The following is a 17392-nucleotide window of genomic DNA, read 5'->3' as shown; positions in this document are numbered from 1 at the left end:
TCATCTCCCGCTCTGGATATGCGTTCGCTGTCCGCACGATTAGCCGATGCGTATTCCGGACATGGAGCCGAGGAGCCCGAAAGCGGACAGCAGCCAAAGCACCACGAAGATCACGACCACCACATTCAGGATCTTCTTGATGGTTCCATCCATCGGAATGTAATTGTTGATCAGCCACAGGATGACCCCGATGACGACCAAAACGACGACCAAGTTGATTAAATTCATGTCTATTCTCCCATGATGGTTAAGAAGCCCTCGGGACGTGGTACCGTCGCGAACCGGCCGGTTTTCACGGCGCCCCTCTGCTCACGGTCGAGGAGGGTCATACAGGATGGAAGACAGGTTGACACGCGTTGCCGACCCGGTCTGTACGCCATCGCACATAACGGGGCCGATCGACGCGCTATGTTTGTTGGCGCACTGAATACGGGCGCTTTTTGACGTAAATGCTAAAGCTCGAAAGCTGACGGAGCCCCGCAGGCCGAGACGGGGTTCAGCGACCCATCGGGATCATGGCTTGGCGCTGGACGGCAAACCTTCGCCCCCAGTGTCCCACGGCAACGCGCCGCGCTTGCCGAGTGTTTCCGCTCCAACCGGCCTAAGAGGAGACCGCCCGTGCAACCCGAGAAGAATTCCACTCTGTTCGACAATCGTCTTCTCGCCTCGCTGCCGGACGAGGATCATCGGCAGGTGCTGAAACGCTGCGAGTCGGTCGAGCTTGCGCGCGACGAGGTGATCAACGAACCCGGCGAGCAGATCCGCCACGTCTACTTCCCCACCGATTGCTACTTTTCGCTGGTGACGCGACCGATCGATCACGCCGGTCTGGAGGTCAGACTGGTCGGCAGGGAGGGAATGGTCGGGACACCGCTGGTCTTGGGGATCGACGTGACGCTGCTGCGCACCGTTGTCCGCGGCGCGGGTCCCGCTTGGCGCATGACCGCGGAGCGGTTTCCCGAAGCACTCAGAAAGAGCACGGCGCTGCAAATCACGCTGAACCGCTATCTCTTCGTGGTGACGAACCAGGTCGAGCAGATGGTTGCCTGCACCCGGTTCCATGTGCTGGAAGCGCGTCTCGCCCGCTGGTTGCTGATGACTCAGGACCGGGCGCATTCGGATCACTTCCATGCCACCCACGAGTTCCTGGCCCTTCTACTCGGGGTGCGCCGGGTCGGTGTCACCAAGGCCGCGACGGCGCTGCAACAGCGCAATCTCATTCACTACAGCCGCGGCGACATCCGCGTTCTCGATCGAGCCGGCCTGAAAGCAGCAGCCTGCGGGTGTTACGGGGAGTCGGAAGCCCTGTACGAGCGATTCATGGGCTGAGAGACGATAGGTCACCCGCGCGCGATCCGGAGTCGCGCGCGGGCGGTTGAACCGGCAGGGTGTCACGGGAACCGAGCGGATGCCGACGTGTGTCGCACCAGACTCGGTTTAGCGTTAGGAACGGTTGTTGTTTCCAAAATTATCTCGTCACAGATTTCTAAGATTCGCTCACCTGACTCCCGCCGATCTTTCCGCACTGCGGCACCGGCCGAGAGGCGGCGGAAGGGTCCGTTCTTGCCCCAAACCGGCCATAACGCTAACCGCAACCCGAGCCGAACGGCGGCGAGACTGAATTCAGGGTTCCCGCCGTGGCGCGTTGATGAGAGTAATCAGTGCGCAATGGTGCTGAACACTTCCGCGGCGGACAGTCCCGCGTCAACGCCCGTTCAGGTCGCACCCATCGCGACGAGCTGAGTGCTTTTTGGACCAAGCGGTTGGTTCTACAGCGTCGAAGTATCCCCTGGTTTGCTCGACACATCATTGGAGATCTCGGCCGCTCGTTCCCCTCGCCGGATACTCCTCAGGCTTCAGGTCCCCGCAGGCGGCGTGCGGGCGCCCAACCGATAGGAGCGAGGCGTCTGGCCTGCCCAGCGCTTGAATGCCCTTGTGAAGCCGCTTTGCTCGGCGAAACCCGTCAGGAATGCGACTTCGGCAAGACTGTAGTCAGTTTCAGCAAGCAATCTTTGGGCAAGATCCTTTCGAGCCATGTCGACCACGCTCTGAAACGAATGTCCCTGCTCAGAGAGTCGTCTCTGCAGCGTTCGGGCACTCACCGCGAGCTCTGAGGCGATGGACGACACCGTGGGCACACCTTCACTGAGTACGGCCGCAACGGCGCGCCGTACGCGAAGTTCGAGGTGAACCTCTTGTGTCAGCGACGCCAGTTGCTGCTCGAGATGACGATCAAAGAATCCAACAATCGTCTCGTCACCGAGTCGATTTGGCGCATCGATACTCTCATCACTGACCAAGAGCGCATCGCGCCCGGATTCGAAGTGAACCGGACAGCCGAAATGTGATTCATAAACCGAGACATCGCCTCTCGGTGCATGCTTGAAATGGACTGCCAGCGGCACGAAGGCCCTAGTGCTCACCTCTCTGCTGATCGTGTCGACGGCCGACAGGCTCGCCTCGTTCGACAGCAGCATGCCTATCCGGCCATCGCCAGCCTTTTCAAGGTTGAAAAACAAACCGTCGCAGGTGCGCTCAAGCGAGTAGGTCTCTGCAGCGCCAAGGACATGGCCATACCGCTCTGATCTCGCGAAGGAGCCACGCAGCGTTGGCGCCGATTTCCAGGCGAGACCAAAGGCACCGTACTCGTCGCTGCGCATCGCCGCACCGATTCGGAGCGGGAGCGAGAGACCATTGGGATCGCGGTCGGCCAGTACGGCAAAGAAGTCGTAGTACGCAGCCGACGACACCATGCGGGTCGGATCGATCGACCCCTCCGGGTCAAGGCCGAGCTGTTCGACAAGGTCCGCGGTGTCAACACCGGGGCTCGCCTGGCCGACGACTTTATAGACATAGAGAGCGGTGAGCTGGCTCATTCGAATACCCGGGCGAAGAGAGACAACAGGTTCGTGTCTGACGCTTCAGAACAGACGGCTCAAAATCCGACTTGGCGCACTTGGCCAAAACGTTGGCAGCACCGGCAAAGAACGAAACCCGCGGGCTCACGATCATGTGCTCGCACGTCCGCCAACCTCTGGGAGCAACCATATGAACACGCAAACCGACAGCGCCAACAGCAATGACCTCGTCCTCGTCCTGGGCGCCACCGGCAAAACAGGTCGCCGTATCGTTCCTTCACTGAAGAACCTGGGCGTCCCCGTGCGGCTAGGCTCGCGATCGGCCTCGCCCTCCTTTGACTGGAACAATGCCGCTAACTGGGATGAATGTCTCGAGGGAGTGACCAAGATCTACATCAACTATGCACCCGATCTGGCGATGCCTGGCGCGACCGACGCGATCAGCGAACTGGTCCGCCGGGCACGATCGGCTGATGTGAAGCACCTGGTGCTGCTATCGGGTCGTGGCGAAGCGGAAGCCCAAGCCTGCGAGGCGATTATCCAGCACAGTGGCATTGACTGGACCATCGTTCGCGCGAGCTGGTTCAACCAGAACTTCTCGGAAGGGACGTTTATCGACATGGTGCGGGCCGGGCAGATCACCCTGCCCGACGTGTCAACGCCGGAGCCCTTTGTGGATGTCGATGACATTGCAGAGGTTGCGGTTGTGGCCTTGACCCAGCCAGGTCACGCCGGCGAGCTCTATGAACTGACAGGGCCACGGATGCTGACCCTGGCCGAGGTCGCCGAAGAGCTCTCGAAGGCGACCGGTCGGACGATCCAGTACAGGCCGGTAACGCACGACGCCTTTGTACAAGGCGTCGCCGATTCTGGTGCACCACAGGATGTGTTGTGGATGCTCGACTATCTGTTCGCGACGGTATTGGACGGGCGCAATGCCTACCTGACAGACGGTGTGCAACGTGCCCTCGGTCGGGAGCCGAAGGACTTCGCCGACTACGCCAGAGAGATCGCCGCAACCGAGACCTGGAACGCCGCGGCGTGATACCGGGGCGTGATGGCAGGGCGGGCGTTGCAACGGTGCAAAGCCCGAATGTTTCCCAAACCTCAAGCCACATCAGATCGGAGCGTGCATCATGACTGTACTGGAACTTATCTTGATCCTGGCGACGTTATTCTGTGCCTTGACAGCAGGTTTCGCCTTCGCCTTCGCAACCGTGGTGATGCCCGGGCTCGGAAAGCTGGGCGATCGAGCATTTATCCGAGGGTTTCAGGTGATCGACGGCGTCATCCAGGCCGGCCAGCCCGTCTTCGGCCTGGTCTGGATAGGCTCTACGGTGGCGCTGCTGCTGTCGGCGGTGATGGGAGCCCTGCAACTTGACGGCATCGAGCGGGTTCTCCTTGTCGGCAGCGCGCTCATCTACGTCGTAGGCGTGCAGGTGCCGACGTTCAGAATCAATGTGCCGCTGAACAACGCGCTTCAAAGGCTGGATGTCGACGCGATGGATGAGGATGCGCTGGCACCAGCCCGGCGCGACTTCGAAGCCCGCTGGGTCAGATGGAACGCGATCAGAACCGTCATCGCATCGCTGATCAGTGTGGCATTGATGTTCGTCTTGCTGTGGCTTTAACCTGACTCGCCCGGCGCTCACGGGACGCTCGGGCATGCACTGGCGCGAAGCTGCGCTGCTCGACACTCCGATTCACCCCCTGGGCGCGCGCTCTTCGTTCTTTTGCGGTAAGGCAATCCGAGGGCATCGCGAACATAAACACCCTGCTTCCCAGATTGCCCAATCATCGATCGGTCGTTTGGCGGCATTTAGCGCTGCTTTTGAGGAGCCGCTTGTGGCGGTAAGCGACCCAGACCTGCCGCTCGGCGCCTCGACCTGAGCGACCGCTTCGGACGCTTATGCAAAGCTCGCGATTATGCGGAGTTTAGATCGTGAAGCGCGTGCCGAGTGAGGCAAGGTGCGGCTTGGCGGGCAAGATGGGCATTGAATCCTCGACATAATCGCTGCGACGTCCTGAAGTGGTCGGCCCACTTGTCAGGAGGCGGTAAGTGTCAAGGTAGTTGTCGCATCAATCATGTCATGTTCGTGTCGGCCTTCTCCTGTTCACGAGGGGGTTTTCCCGGGTTGAGCAAGACCGAAGCGGGCGGCGTCCAATTGCGGGTGGGTCCGGACCAGCGCGTCGGGTTGTCGTCTCTGGCGGCTTGATAGAGCGCGTCGCGCCGTGCCAGCAGGTCGACATCCTCGCCGCGATGGCGCTGTGCCGGGGTGACGAACTTCAGCGCGCTGTGCAGGTGGATGGTGTTGTACCAGGCGGTGAATGTCGTCATCCAGCGGCGTGCCGCCTCGACGCCGTCGAAGGGATCGGAGGGGAAGTCCGGGCGACCCTTGACGGTGTTGAACAGCGACTCCGAGTAGGGGTTGTCGTTGCTCACGGCCGGGCGACTGAAGGACGGCACGACCCCGAGGCGTTGGAGCATCACCAGCATGGTGGCGCCTTTCATCGGCGAGCCGTTGTCCGAGTGCAGGACCAGTGTGCCTGGGTGCACGCCTTCACGCAGGTAGGCCTTCTGGAAGACGCCGGCGGCGTGCGCGGCGGACTCCTGCGGGTAGACCTCCCAGCCGACGATCTTGCGGCTGTAGACATCCATGATCAGGTACAGATAGAAGAACATCCCCTGCACGGTACTGGCCAGGTAGGTGATGTCCCAGCTCCAGACCTGATTCGGCCCGGTCGCCTCCAACGGCTGCGGACGCAGGCGTGCCGGCGCCTTGACGCGACCGCGGCGGGCGAGTTGCCCGGCGTCGCGCAGCACGCGGTAGAAGGTCGACTCGGAGGCCAGGTAGCAGCCCTCGTCGGCCAGCGCCGGGACGATCTGATGCGGACTCAAACTCGCGAACCGGGGCGCGTTGGCGGCTGTGAGGACGGCTTGCCGCTCGCGGGGCGAGAGCCGATTGGCCGGGGTGCGCACGGCGCCTTCGGTCCGGTGCTCGCGCGTGCGCCCATCGCCGCCGATCGCGCCGTCGCGACGCCAGCGCTGCAGGGTGCGCTCGGACAGCCCCACGGCGGCGCAGGCGCGACTCAGGCGGGCGCCCTCGGCACAGGCTTGCTCGATGTACTCGCTCACTTGTACGCGCCGCTCATAGGTGAGCGAGCGTCCTCTGGCTCCTCCCAGATCGCCCGGACTTTTTTTTGGAGTACCAGCAACGTGGCGGCTTCGGCCAAGGCCCGGTCCTTGCGCTGCAACTCCCGACCCAGGCGCAGGATCTCCGCCTGCTCGGCGCGCCGCTCGGCCCGCTCGGTCTTGCTCGCCAAGGGCGCATTGGCGTGCTGGCAGGTCGTGCGCCACGCGCTGATCTGCTCGGCGAACAGGCCCTTGCGTCGACAGTACGCGCCCAGCTCCAACTCGTTGAGGGTGGCGGTCTCCACCACCACGGCAAACTTCTCCTCGCTGTCGAGCGTTGCGTCAGGCACCGTCGATGCCCGCGGTCGACGGGCCCGACCCAGCGCCTCGCGCCGCCAGCCGTAGAGGGTGTCGCGCGGGATGCCGGTTTGCGCGGCCAACTGCGGCACGCCGACGTTGTTGGGCGGCAGCAGCTTCGTCAGGATGCTGTCTTTCAGCTCACTCGAATAGGTCGTCATGTCGGTCGCCTTGTCATGCCTCGGGGCGCTTGCGTCGCGCCCTCCGGGGTCAGCCGTTCAGTCGCCCTTCGGGCTCCTTCCCGGCTGACTCCGGAGGGCGCAAAGCCCCGGGTCGGTGATGCCCCATCCTCCCACACATTCTCCCAAAGGGAGGCGACATCTATCCTGACACCTGGGGGAGGTTCGCATGAGCAACGATACACAGCTTCCGCTCTCGAAGGCAGATCGTCAGGCCCTCACTTCCGCTTCCGATCCCATCGGCGCAGAACTGCAGCGTTACGACGCGCATCTGCGTGACGTGCATGGCCTGGCACCCGGCACCCGAAGGGGCTACTTACGGATTGCGGGCCGGTTGCTGCATCAACATTTTGATGGTGATCACGTCGATATCGCCACGCTCCAGCCGTCCGACATCCGCCGGTTTCTCACCCACGAATTGATCGCGCGTCACACCCCCTCTCATGCTCACAGCGTGACCGGCGGGCTGCGCAGCTATCTGCGCTATCGCAGCACGCAGGGAGATGCGGTTGAGCCCTTGACCGCCGTCATCGCCTCCCCGGCGCACTGGACACTGGCGCACTTGCCGAAGGCGCTCTCGCGCGAGGAGGCCGCACGCCTGCTCGACGCCTGCCAAGCGGTCCAGCGCTGGCCGAAACGTGGGTATGCCATGGCACGCTGCGCGCTGGACCTGGGTCTGCGGGCGGGAGAGATCGCCCCTTTTGATGATCAGCGACATCGATTGGCAGGCCGGGACGGTCACGCTGCGGGCCACCAAGTCGCGACGACAGGATGTGTTGCCTTTGCCGGTCGAAACCGGAGAGGTACTGGCCGACTATCTGATGCATGAGCGCCCCGGGAGTGCCGGCGCGGCGGTCTTTGTCCGTGCGCTCAAGCCGTACGATCGCCCCGTGACCTCGACTGCCGTCCAGAAGGTGATCACCCGCGCCTTGCGTCGCAGCGGGCTGCCGTATTCCGGCTCGCATGTGCTGCGGCACACCTTTGCGGCGGATCTCCTGGAGCGAGGCAGCTCTCTCAAGGAGATCGCCGATCTGCTGCGCCACCGCTCGCTGCGAACCACGCAGATCTACGCCAAGCTCGACACGCCGCAGCTGATCGGCGTTGCGCTGCCCTGGCCGGGGAGTGTGTCATGAGCACGACCATCCCTCTTCAGCAGCGCGTCGACGACTATCTGTCCGAACGCCGTCGGCTCGGCTTCGAGCTGCGCCCGCTCCACGGGCTGCTCACCGATTTCGCCACCTTCGTCGCCGAGCGCCATCACGACGGACCGCTGAGCATCGAGCTGATGGTCGAGTGGGCCCGAAAAGGGAAAGGAGGTCAGGGAACACGGGAAACCTGGTATCGGCGCCTGGCCAATCTACGCCCCTTCCTGCGCTATCTGCGCCAGTTCGAGCCGGACACCGAAATCCCCGAGGAGACGCTTTTCGGCCCGGCGCCCGGCCGCGTAGCACCCCACATCTACCGTGAGGAGGAGATCGTCGCGCTTCTTGCCGCCACCCGCACGCTCGGTCCACCCGGGTGCTTGCGTGCCGCGACCTATGAAACCTTGTTTGGCTTGATGGCGGCAACCGGGCTGCGCGTGTCCGAAGCCATTCACCTGCGCGAGGCCGATGTCGACCTCAAGCGCGGCCTGCTGACCGTGCGCGAGAGCAAGTGTGGCAAGTCACGCCAAGTACCCTTGCATCCCAGCACCGTCGAGGCGCTGACCCGCTTCCGCCAACGGCGTCGGCGCGAGATCCCAACGACGCCCGATCCGGCGTTCTTCACCGGCGCGCGTGGGTCGCTCCCGGGGCAACCCCTCGGCGAACGCCAAGTCCGTCGTGTCTTCAGTCAGTTGCGCGAGCAGCTCCACTGGGCCAATCGCGGCGCCCATGCCGCGCCGCGTCTGCATGATCTGAGGCATACCTTTGCCGTCAGACGCTTGATCGCGTGGCAGCGCGAAGGCTGCGATCTTGACCGGAAGATGCTGGCCCTCTCGACCTATCTGGGCCATGCCAACATTGGCTGTACCTACTGGTATCTCTCTGCGGTTCCGGAGCTGATGGCCGTGGCCGGTGCGAAATTCGAGCGCTTCGCCGCGCTCGAGGAGTGCCGGGATGCCTAAGCCTGCGTCGCCAGCTCCCTCATTCGCCGCCCTCGTGCAAGCCTACTTCACCGAGTATCTCACCCGGCAGCGGGCCTTGAGCCCACAGACCGTTGCCGCCTACCGTGATGCCATGGTGCTCTTTCTCCAATTCGCGCAGTCGCACCTGGGCAAGGCACCGGTTGCGATGACCCTCGCGGAGATCACCCCGGAACTGCTCACGGCATTCCTCGATCATCTTGAGCAACAACGCCGGAACTGCGTGCGCAGCCGAAACGCCCGCCTGGCGGCGCTGCGCTCCTTCTTAAAATTCGCCGCTCACCGGGATGTGGCGTCATTACAGATCGTCGAGCGCGCGCTCGGCATCCCCGTGAAGCGTTTCGAACGCCCCATGTTCGGCTACCTCTCCGCGGAGGAAATGCAGGCCGTGATCCATGCGCCACCGAGTACCTGGTTCGGTCAGCGTGATCACCTGCTCCTGCAGCTGCTCTACAATACCGGGGCACGGGTCTCCGAGATCACGCAGGTCAACGTCGGCGACGTCGTCTTGGAGGAACACGCCGCCTGCGTGCATCTGCATGGCAAGGGGCGCAAGCAGCGCAGCGTTCCGCTCTGGCGCTCCACCATCAAGGCCATCCGCGCCTGGCTGAAACAAAACCCCGACCTTGGCGCCGGATCTCCGTTACTACCCAACCGAAACGGGCAGGCCATGACGCGGACGAATGTCTCGCTACGCTTGGAAGCGGCCGTGCAGACAGCCTCCAAGCGCTATCCCGCATTGGCTAGTCGCGCCATCTCGCCGCACACGATTCGACATACGACGGCCATGCACCTGTTGCAGGCGGGCGTCGACATCAGTGTCATCGCACTCTGGCTCGGACACGAAAGCCCGGTGACAACGCATCAGTACATCGAAGCCGATTTGGCGATGAAAGAGCACGCGCTGGCCAAGCTCCAGGAGCCGGACACGGTGCTCCATCGCTACCGGGCACCCGACAGCCTGATCGAGTTCCTGACGACCCTGTGATTATGAGAAGCTCGCAGCGTACCTTGACCGCCTGCCGACGGCGGTCAGTGAGTCCTGCCAAAGCCCGCTTTGCATAATCGCGAGCTTTGCATAAACGCGCTTATGGAAAGCTTTCCATAAGCGCGTTATACCGTCACTGGCCGCCGAGGCGACGACCCGGCGGGGATTCCAGAAAGCGGACATCGCTCGGTGATCTCCCCCTGACGGTTCCACCCTGTGGCGCTCCAGAAATCCCCGCTGGGGCAACAGGCCGTTCCCGACCCAGAGGAGACATCGGCTCTCCGAACAACGACGGCGGCAATGCGCTTCGTAGCGGACATTGCGGCGATCACTGTCTGCGGCACTGAGGTCCCTGATCGCGCCTGCCCGAGGCCCTCCCATCGGAGACGATGCGCCCGAGCCGATGTCGGACTGGAATCTTTTAGGCCACCCAGCCGCCCCGACCTTTATATAATCATCGCGTCGCCTGGGCAGCCGTCGCATGCGGACGAGAATGCGGTCGGCCCTTTGTCTCACCTTTCGGCTGTAAGTAAGCGTCCAGCGAACTACATCTATTCCGCGCGCTGCGCGATCTGCAAGATGCCGCCATGTTCCACGGACCGAGGGGAAGCAGCATGGCGGAGAAGCGGCGCGGTCGCGAGCAGTGGCGAGAGTTGGTCGGGGGCTGGCCGTGCAGTGGTCTGACCAGCCGACGATGGCTGCTGCTGGACCCGCAAGAGCGAGTGGGACGTCTCAACCGGACATTGATCGGTTGGGCCAACTACTTCTCCCTCGGGCCGGTGAGTAGTGCGTATAGAGCTGTCGATCAGCATGCACGCGGGCGGCTGCGCTGGTGGTTACGCAAGAAGCACAAACAGCCGGGTCAGGGCACCGCACGCTTCCCTGACGCGCACCTCTACGATGTGTTGGGGCTGCAGCGGTTGTCGGTGCGTACGCGCAACCTTCGGTGGGCGAACGCATGACACCTCGTCCGACCGCCGGATGCGGGAAATCCGCACGTCCGGTGCGACGAGCGGCGACTGGAAACGGGGCTATGGTCCGGACTGAGGCACCGGCACCGGCGAAAGCCGCCGGCAACAGCTACTCCCCGAGACCTGTGGTTACCGCGCCAGTCGTCGACTCTACTTAACTCACGCACGGGGCCTGACGAGCGGGTGCCCGGTAGACGACGAGAGGTTCCGTAGCCGACCGTGAAATAGTTCCGGTGGGCGTGGCTCAGCGCCGCGTCCAGTTGGTCCAGGATTTCGCGATTCCTGTCGAAGATGTCGCGGATGGATTGTCCTCGTGTCCAGGTCAAAGCGATTTGCCGCTCTTCGCCGTCGGTGGTCACCAGGTCGGCCGCGATGGAGCAAGCCTCACTGCCGATGCGGATCCAGTCATCGGGGCTCTTCAGTAGCTCTGGCAGCGCCTCGCTGCCGGCGGTCACGAGGGCCGCGGCACGAAGGATCGTACTTTTGCCGGCGCCATTCTGGCCGAGAACCAGGGTCCACTTGCGCACCCGACCCTCGTCCGTGTCGAAGGAAAGCCCCAATTCCTTGATGCTGCGGATGTTCTGCAGAGCGAGCTGCTTGAGGAACATGATGAGGCCCCGTGGGAAGTGACCACTGGATCATGGAGGATGTAAACAGGTCAGGGATTGCCTACTCTTCGGCGCTTTGCTTTTTCTTGGGTCGCAAGCGAGTCGACTGACGCTGGCGGTCTTTTTCCTCCTCCTCCGCTTCCTCCTTGATCCGCTCTTCCTCGGTGGGGAGCCAACAGCAGTCCACGAAGATTCTGTGGTACTCCGGGTCGTCGGATTCCACCATTGCCTTGAGGTCGTCAGCCCTGGACTCGTCGCCGTAGGTGAGGTCGCGGATGCAGTGGGCGATGCGCAGCGGAGGATCGGAACGGTCGCGGGTCTTTTCGGCTAGCTCGGCGAACAGGGATTGCGTTTCGGCAGCGGACGCCAAATGCGCCTTGATCATGTCGTCCGAATATCCCATTTCGCCCAACCAGGCTTTGTCCGGCTGGTGGAACCCCATCATGAAGAGTGCACCGTCAAGGAAAAGCTGGGAGGCTGCCCACCAGACCGCCTGATCGTTCGCAGTGCCGGTACTGATGGTCCCGAGGGTTGAGCGCCATTGATCAGGATCCATGAGTGGCTGTCCGTCGGGGAGCGTGCGCAACCGCGAAACCTTTAAGGCTTCCAGCCAGATCGGACGAGGCCTAAGGTCGAGGGCGACGGCCAAATGCTCCGCAGTAGCTTCCAGCACATACGATTCGCGCCACAGGTAATCGCGAAACACTTCCGGAAGAAAGGGAAGCGGGGAGCGAGACAAGAGCCCGTCGATAAGATTCCACAAACCCAGATCCAGAGCCCGAGCCCGAGCCCGAGCCCGATCCAGATCCAGAGCCCGCTCCCGAGCCCGATCCAGATCCAGAGCCCGATCCCGAGCCCGATGCCGAGCCCGATCCCGATCCCGAGCCCGCTCCAGAGCCCGATCCAGATCCAGAGCCCGATCCCGAGCCCGATCCCGATCCCGATCCCGATCCCGATCCCGATCCCGATCCCGATCCCGATCCCGATCCCGATCCCGATCCCGATCCCGATCCCGATCCCGATCCCGAGCCCGAGCCCGAGCCCGAGTCATCGCAGTACAGAAATGCCTGATCTCTTGTAACCGCGATGACATCCCGCAATAGCTGATTAGGAAGGGCAAGGGACCGCCCGATGGCGAGTAGGAGAGGCAAGCAAGCAGTGTCCTGAACACCTTTTTGAAAGGCTGGTAGCCGGCTCGATCCAGAAGACTCCAGCCAATTGCCGCAAGAAAGCTGCCGCCTGCATCTTGGAGCAATGTTGCATCATTAGCGGTTAACAGCCATTCAAAATCATCGGCTATCTCATTTTGGAGACCTGGATCCAGTCCATCTCCGAAAAAGAGCGCAATGAATGCCTGCTCCTTAGGCGCGCCAGCTCCGCAGATATCCGCGATGCCATCCGGTACAACGCCGCATGCCGCCAAGGCGAGCCGCAGTCGCGTCAGACCATCCTCGTCTAGCGAACCACGAACGGAACGGGCAGACCTAATCAAGGTGTCGGTGCACCCTTCGTTTCGGTCAAGGCAAGCACGGAGATGACGCACTTGGTCTGCAAGCAGCTTGGGCTCATCCGTTCCGATACTGGTCTCCAGCAAGCGCCCGAGCACCTGCTCCAGCTCCATCTGAGCCGCCGCCACCCCATCCAGGTAGAGTCCACCCAGCAACAGGCTGAGATGAGGATCGGGCGGTAGCTCGAGCATCCAATCCAGGATCATTTCTTGGCTGCGATTGGCGCCATAGCTGGCCACTAGCAGGCGGATCACCTCGCGCCAACGCGGATCCGTGCAATAGGGGGCGATCTCCTGCTCCCAGGCCTCGCGCAGCGAGAGTGGCTCGGTCAGGGTCCTGATGTGACCGGCGGTGAGGTATTCCTGAAAGGTGAGATGGACGAAGCTGAACTGGCGGTCGCCGATCTCCACCAGCAGCCCGGCCCGATCCTGGACGAACTCGATGAAGGCGGTCGCGATGTCCTCTGGGGCATAGTCCGGGTTCGGCGGCTTCTCATCGGCGATGTGCCGACTGAGCTCACCATGCAGATCCAAGTAGGGTACGACGGCCTGACGACCGGCTTCAGTCTCGCCCATGCGCCGCTGCATCCACCAGGCGATCGCCTGCATGCGCTGCATGTTCAGCCGATCCACCTTGGCGCGATGCAGCCGGTCCATCTCGTGGAACTTCCAGGTGTGCCAGGTGTTGAGCAGTGTCTCGGTGCACTTCTGGTAGAGCACGTGACGCTCGTCCGGAAGCACCGCGTCGATGCGGTGGACCAGGACCATGATGGTGAGCAGAAGCGGATTGCGCGCCAGCTCGCGGATCGCCTTGTGCTCCTCGTTGCGCAGGATGGCGAGGAGACTCTGCTGGTAGTCCTGACGGTCCTTTGGACGCTCCACCCGCACCCGATACCAGTCGTCGACGAAGCGCTCGATCTCGGCCATGCCGAGCCTGGCGACCCGGTGATGTTGCCAAGCCGAGTCGTCGAAGCGGAAGGCGCCGTCATAGCCGTAGACGCGTGAGGTGACCAGGAGACAGTTGCCGGGATAGCCCTCGGCCAGGTTCTGCACCCGGTTGCGTACCTTGCGCTTGAACGCGGGGTTGGGCAGCTCATCCAGCCCATCGAAGAGCAGGATGGCCTTGCCCGACTCCAGGTGGTAGTCCAGAAACTCAGCCGATAGATCAGCGATGGAGAAGTCCGCGGCGATGTTGGCCCGGATGTAGTCGAGCAGCGAAAGGTTGTCGTCCTGCTTCAGGGCATCGGCGTAACGGCGTAGAGTGATCAGGACAGGCAGGCGCTCGTCTTCCTCGAAGGTGAAGGCCGAACCCTGTTCGTGGGACCGGTAGCGCCTCTGCAGCGCCTCGGAACGGCCAACCAGGGCGAGAAATCGCAGCAATGTCGTTTTGCCCGAGCCTGGATCACCGAGGATGACGTGGCGGCCATGACCGGCGATGAGCCCCTTCGGATCATGGCGGACGTCGGCACGATCTTCGTCCTCCGCGCCCTCGGGGACCACGGCGAGGGGGATGAAGATGTGCTCCATCGGCACCGTCCGTGCCGCTTCCTGTTTGTAGACGGACATGCCGACGAACTCGATGCGCCCGTGCTCGTTCCGGATCGCCTTGTCGTAGCGGATGCGCTGCTCCTGGATGGTCCTGCGGCGCAGCGTGCCGTCGGAAAACAGCTCCGGGTAGTAATAGAGACCGATGGCGGGGGTTTCGACGAAGAGGGACTGGAGCTGGGTGTGGCCCCAATGCTCGAGCTCGAAATCGATTGCGTGCTTCTCGCGCAGCCCGGCGAACCAAGCGACGTCACCCCCAGTCTTGCGGGTGGCTGACTCCACCGGGTCTTGGGGGGTGACCAGAACCCACTTCTCGATCTCGGTCTTTTTTTTCAGGAGCTGATCGCGTGTCTTGAGCAGCGACTCCTCAATCTCCTTGCGATGGGCGTTGCTCAGTGGGGTGGGATAGAACTTGTGCTGATAGCCCACGGCGATACAGGCGGCCCCTTGCTGAAAGGCATCGAGCCCACGGAAGTCGCCGGCACGGTCATCGAACAAGGTCAGGCTCTCGCCGCGGCGGCGGGCATCGTGAAACAGCAGCAGATTGACGATGCGGGCAAACTCCCTGCCGCTGGCAGGGCTCTTCGCTGGCAGGATTTCGTAGAGCGTGCGGGTTTCCGGGATATGGCTCATGGGGGAAGTTCCTTGCGTCGGTATCGCGATGCTGCCACGGCGCGCCGAAACATTCCGAAGTCTCCGAGGCGACTATCGCAGTCGAAAGGTTGCGGCGCCGTCTATCATGAGGTCGGCGCTTAGGGAAACAGCGTTGTCTTCAAGGACCTGAGCGCGTCCCAAATGGCCGTTTCCCATCGAAACAGGCGCATCAGATAGAGTCCGAGCGTAATTCCGACCGTTCCGACCACCGTCAACGAGGTGATGCGAAAGTAACCGAGCAGTCTGCGTCGACGTTTGTCGAGGGTCTGGCGCGTTTCCTCGACCTCCCCTTTCTGCTCAGCGAACCGCAAGCGGGACTGCCAACGGTTCAACAGGGCCGTGTACTCTTCGCCGGTTGCGTCCAGGGTTTGTCTGTGGCTGTTCAGGAGCATTCAGATGTAGAGACTTACGATAACCACGGCGAGCGCGACGACCGTATTGAGCACTAGCGTTTCGAACGTGCTAGCAGTGCTCGTTAGTGGCGCCATCTTCGAGACGGCAATGTAGAAAGCGACCGGGACGCTCAGCAGTTTCGCGCCCATGTCGTGGAACGCGGCGTTCAGGCGCACGAGATAGTCGCGGCGCTTCTCCTCCAACTCCTCTCGGACTTCCTCAAAATCGAACTCGCAAACGAAGAGCTGATAGCGCTCGCGAAACTCTCGGGCGAGATCGGGCAGATTGCGCAAGAGCCGTCGGAATCGCCGGTCGGGATCGGTTTCGGAGGCGAGCAGATCATAGAGCGTGGCTTTCAGGATGCTGCGCTTCTGCTCCTTGTGCTCGTCAGAGTCGAGCAAAGATCTAACCCGGATGTTTCATAAACCGACACAGCCGACACTGGCCTCGCGGATTTGCGCGGCGCTGGGCGTCACCGAGGGCGATGACCGGGACGCCGCGGGGGTTGAATGGTGGAAATACCGAGCGGCAACGGGCTTGATCAACGGGGCACGAGTAGTTTTGTCGCCGCGCAGGCGTACGATGCCCTGCCCGAGGTGGGCATAGTCGTCGTGCGCGTGCTGAAATCCCCGTGCGGGGATGTATGTGCGTCTAGGCGGGCGCCGCCGGGGCTGCGCGTTGAAGAGCCTCTCGGTGACCTGCTGCAACAGCGTCTTGACCGGACAGCTCGAGGGCAGGTGCAGGCGCACGCGGTCTTTGTACTGCACCACGCGCACGGCGAGCTTGAACAGTTTGATGATCACGGTGGCAGGCTGGGCGTTGGCCAGTTCCGTGCCGACGAGGACCTCGGTGCGCAGCGTTTGGTGCAAGACGTAAGCGGCGCAGGAGAAGAACAAGCGCATCTGATTGGCCAAGAAGGTGCTGTCGGAAGTGCGATCGCTGGCCAGATCGTTCTTGATCATTTTGATGAAGTTCTCGTCCTGGCCGCGCGCGCAGTACAGATCGCGGTAGACGCACTCGGGACTGGGCAAGTCCAAGGAGGTGACGACGAAGCGGAGGTTGTCGCCGCGCGCCGTCACCTCGACTTTGAGGATGGTCCGACACGCGCCGGGCCAGGAACCGGCACGGTAGTCAACCTCGTGGTAGGTGCGGGTCCGCTCGGGTACGTCGGCGTCGGCGCGCCGGGCGTTCTCGATGCGCAGCGCATGGAGCTTGCGGGCGTCGGCCAAGAACGGCTCGGCCCGTGGCGTGAGAGCCCGGTTACCCGCCAGGCCGAAGATGAAATCCGTCAACGGATCGGCCATCGCCAAGGCCATCAACTCGGGGTTGGAGAAGTGTCCGTCGCCGCGCAGGATGATGCGTGTGCGTGGCCACGCGGCCCGCAGCCGCTTGAGCACGCGCTTGAGGATCATCGCGTTCTCGGCGCCGGTGGGGCGCTTGCCGGGACGCAGCACCGCGGTGATGAACTTCCCCGAGAGGCCCTCGAAGAGAAACAGCGGCAAGTAGCAATGGTTGCCGTAGTGATGATTGTAGAACGCGAACTCCTGCTGGCCATGGGTGGCGTCTTCGGAGTGGTCCATATCGAGCACGATCACCTGCGGCGCCTTCGGGTAGCTGGCGATGAAGGCCTCGACGAAGGCCTGCGCCATGCGGTAGAGGTCGCGCGCGCCGACCCCATTCTCCAAACGCGAGAAGGTCGGCCCGCTGGCCAGGTCCGTCGTCGCATCCAGCGGCTTGCGCTCCAGCCCCAGCTTGAACAGCGCATCACGGCGCAGCGCATTGGCGTCGTTGCCGTCTTCGTAAGCACAGGCGATCTGGTAGACCCGTTGCGCGATCAGCTCACGCATCGGATGGGTGGTGTAGGACGGATGGCGCCAATCATCGATCGCTGCGCTCAACCGCTCGGTCAGGCCGATCTGCCGATCAACCCCGCGCAGAATCATGGGGCCAAAGTCAGACGACATGGCGCCGCCGTCGAAGTCGCCGCGGACCGTGAAACCGGCGACCGGGGGAAAACGCAGCTGTTCCGGGGTAGACTCGGGCATGGGCGACCTCGTTTAGCTTCTTCCGAAGCGTT

Annotated in this window: 15 protein-coding genes and 1 pseudogene; 8 read left to right on the top strand and 8 right to left on the bottom strand. The window is 62.8% G+C overall.

Annotated features, from left to right (window positions below):
- Positions 1 to 39: 39 nt before the first annotated feature.
- Positions 40 to 228 carry a Thivi_2564 family membrane protein gene (locus LT988_RS15065; protein ID WP_007192470.1) on the bottom strand — a complete coding sequence of 63 codons (189 nt, stop codon included), beginning with the start codon at positions 226 to 228 and terminating at the stop codon, positions 40 to 42.
- Positions 229 to 618: 390 nt separating this feature from the next.
- Between LT988_RS15065 and LT988_RS15060 the strand changes: the two genes are divergently transcribed.
- Entirely contained in the window at positions 619 to 1329 is a 711-nt protein-coding gene (locus tag LT988_RS15060; protein ID WP_232406368.1) for a Crp/Fnr family transcriptional regulator, read from the top strand.
- Between the two features lie 527 nt (positions 1330 to 1856).
- On the opposite strand, the gene LT988_RS15055 is transcribed toward LT988_RS15060, so the two are convergent.
- Positions 1857 to 2876 carry an AraC family transcriptional regulator gene (locus tag LT988_RS15055; RefSeq protein WP_232406367.1) on the bottom strand — a complete coding sequence of 340 codons (1020 nt, stop codon included), beginning with the start codon at positions 2874 to 2876 and terminating at the stop codon, positions 1857 to 1859.
- Between the two features lie 172 nt (positions 2877 to 3048).
- On the opposite strand from LT988_RS15055, the gene LT988_RS15050 reads away from it, so the two are divergent.
- Together LT988_RS15050 and LT988_RS15045 are read left to right on the top strand one after the other, a co-directional pair.
- Positions 3049 to 3903: an NmrA family NAD(P)-binding protein gene (locus LT988_RS15050; protein WP_232406366.1), complete on the top strand. Its 855-nt coding sequence runs from the start codon at positions 3049 to 3051 to the stop codon at positions 3901 to 3903.
- A 91-nt stretch (positions 3904 to 3994) separates the two neighbouring features.
- Entirely contained in the window at positions 3995 to 4489 is a 495-nt protein-coding gene (locus LT988_RS15045) for an anthrone oxygenase family protein (RefSeq protein ID WP_232406365.1), read from the top strand.
- A gap of 452 nt (positions 4490 to 4941) precedes the next feature.
- On the opposite strand, the gene LT988_RS15040 is transcribed toward LT988_RS15045, so the two are convergent.
- Positions 4942 to 6509 (bottom strand): IS3 family transposase gene (locus LT988_RS15040; protein ID WP_408648008.1). Its coding sequence is split into 2 segments (ribosomal slippage): positions 4942 to 6062 and positions 6062 to 6509, totalling 1569 coding nucleotides; the frame shifts between segments, so codons are not numbered across the junction.
- A 187-nt stretch (positions 6510 to 6696) separates the two neighbouring features.
- Between LT988_RS15040 and LT988_RS15035 the strand changes: the two genes are divergently transcribed.
- From LT988_RS15035 to LT988_RS25580, 5 genes are all read left to right on the top strand, one after another.
- On the top strand, positions 6697 to 7356 hold the full coding sequence (locus LT988_RS15035; protein WP_232410675.1) for a tyrosine-type recombinase/integrase: 660 nt from the start codon (positions 6697 to 6699) through the stop codon (positions 7354 to 7356).
- Positions 7244 to 7660: a tyrosine-type recombinase/integrase gene (locus LT988_RS15030; RefSeq protein WP_232410596.1), complete on the top strand. Its 417-nt coding sequence runs from the start codon at positions 7244 to 7246 to the stop codon at positions 7658 to 7660. The genes LT988_RS15035 and LT988_RS15030 overlap by 113 nt, the downstream gene beginning before the upstream one ends.
- Complete coding sequence (locus LT988_RS15025) at positions 7657 to 8631, top strand: tyrosine-type recombinase/integrase (RefSeq protein ID WP_232406353.1); 975 nt, start codon at positions 7657 to 7659, stop codon at positions 8629 to 8631. The genes LT988_RS15030 and LT988_RS15025 overlap by 4 nt, the downstream gene beginning before the upstream one ends.
- The gene (locus LT988_RS15020) at positions 8624 to 9637 is read left to right on the top strand and encodes a tyrosine-type recombinase/integrase (RefSeq protein ID WP_232406354.1); all 1014 of its coding nucleotides are present in this window, start codon (positions 8624 to 8626) and stop codon (positions 9635 to 9637) included. Before LT988_RS15025 ends, LT988_RS15020 begins: the two co-directional genes overlap by 8 nt.
- A 587-nt stretch (positions 9638 to 10224) precedes the next feature.
- Positions 10225 to 10599, top strand: a complete 375-nt coding sequence (locus LT988_RS25580; protein WP_408648007.1) for a group II intron maturase-specific domain-containing protein — start codon at positions 10225 to 10227, stop codon at positions 10597 to 10599.
- On the opposite strand, the gene LT988_RS15015 is transcribed toward LT988_RS25580, so the two are convergent.
- From LT988_RS15015 to LT988_RS14995, 5 genes and pseudogenes are all read right to left on the bottom strand, one after another.
- On the bottom strand, positions 10533 to 11216 hold the full coding sequence (locus LT988_RS15015; RefSeq protein WP_232406363.1) for an AAA family ATPase: 684 nt from the start codon (positions 11214 to 11216) through the stop codon (positions 10533 to 10535). The two genes, LT988_RS25580 and LT988_RS15015, sit on opposite strands and share 67 nt — an antisense overlap.
- Before the next feature lie 61 nt (positions 11217 to 11277).
- Entirely contained in the window at positions 11278 to 14901 is a 3624-nt protein-coding gene (locus LT988_RS15010; protein WP_232406362.1) for an NACHT domain-containing protein, read from the bottom strand.
- A 119-nt stretch (positions 14902 to 15020) separates the two neighbouring features.
- The gene (locus LT988_RS15005; RefSeq protein WP_232406361.1) at positions 15021 to 15314 is read right to left on the bottom strand and encodes a hypothetical protein; all 294 of its coding nucleotides are present in this window, start codon (positions 15312 to 15314) and stop codon (positions 15021 to 15023) included.
- Entirely contained in the window at positions 15315 to 15716 is a 402-nt protein-coding gene (locus LT988_RS15000) for a hypothetical protein (RefSeq protein ID WP_232406360.1), read from the bottom strand.
- Between the two features lie 255 nt (positions 15717 to 15971).
- Positions 15972 to 17360, bottom strand: a pseudogene (locus tag LT988_RS14995) (IS1380-like element ISTro1 family transposase); the annotation flags it as partial.
- Positions 17361 to 17392 lie beyond the last annotated feature (32 nt).

Source organism: Thiocapsa bogorovii, from assembly GCF_021228795.1.
Lineage (GTDB): Bacteria > Pseudomonadota > Gammaproteobacteria > Chromatiales > Chromatiaceae > Thiocapsa > Thiocapsa bogorovii.
The sequence above is the reverse complement of the archived record's forward strand: the minus strand, read 5'-3'. Positions and strand labels throughout refer to the sequence as shown.

Bases quoted from the DNA above. Each gene is read 5' to 3' on its own strand.
- LT988_RS15050 (WP_232406366.1), top strand. From the start codon at position 3,049: ATGAACACGCAAACCGACAGCGCCAACAGCAATGACCTCGTCCTCGTC.
- LT988_RS15045 (WP_232406365.1), top strand. From the start codon at position 3,995: ATGACTGTACTGGAACTTATCTTGATCCTGGCGACGTTATTCTGTGCC.
- LT988_RS25580 (WP_408648007.1), top strand. From the start codon at position 10,225: ATGTTCCACGGACCGAGGGGAAGCAGCATGGCGGAGAAGCGGCGCGGT.
- LT988_RS15035 (WP_232410675.1), top strand. From the start codon at position 6,697: ATGAGCAACGATACACAGCTTCCGCTCTCGAAGGCAGATCGTCAGGCC.
- LT988_RS15065 (WP_007192470.1), bottom strand. From the start codon at position 228: ATGAATTTAATCAACTTGGTCGTCGTTTTGGTCGTCATCGGGGTCATC.
- LT988_RS15015 (WP_232406363.1), bottom strand. From the start codon at position 11,216: ATGTTCCTCAAGCAGCTCGCTCTGCAGAACATCCGCAGCATCAAGGAA.
- LT988_RS15020 (WP_232406354.1), top strand. From the start codon at position 8,624: ATGCCTAAGCCTGCGTCGCCAGCTCCCTCATTCGCCGCCCTCGTGCAA.
- LT988_RS15010 (WP_232406362.1), bottom strand. From the start codon at position 14,901: ATGAGCCATATCCCGGAAACCCGCACGCTCTACGAAATCCTGCCAGCG.
- LT988_RS15025 (WP_232406353.1), top strand. From the start codon at position 7,657: ATGAGCACGACCATCCCTCTTCAGCAGCGCGTCGACGACTATCTGTCC.
- LT988_RS15005 (WP_232406361.1), bottom strand. From the start codon at position 15,314: ATGCTCCTGAACAGCCACAGACAAACCCTGGACGCAACCGGCGAAGAG.
- LT988_RS15055 (WP_232406367.1), bottom strand. From the start codon at position 2,876: ATGAGCCAGCTCACCGCTCTCTATGTCTATAAAGTCGTCGGCCAGGCG.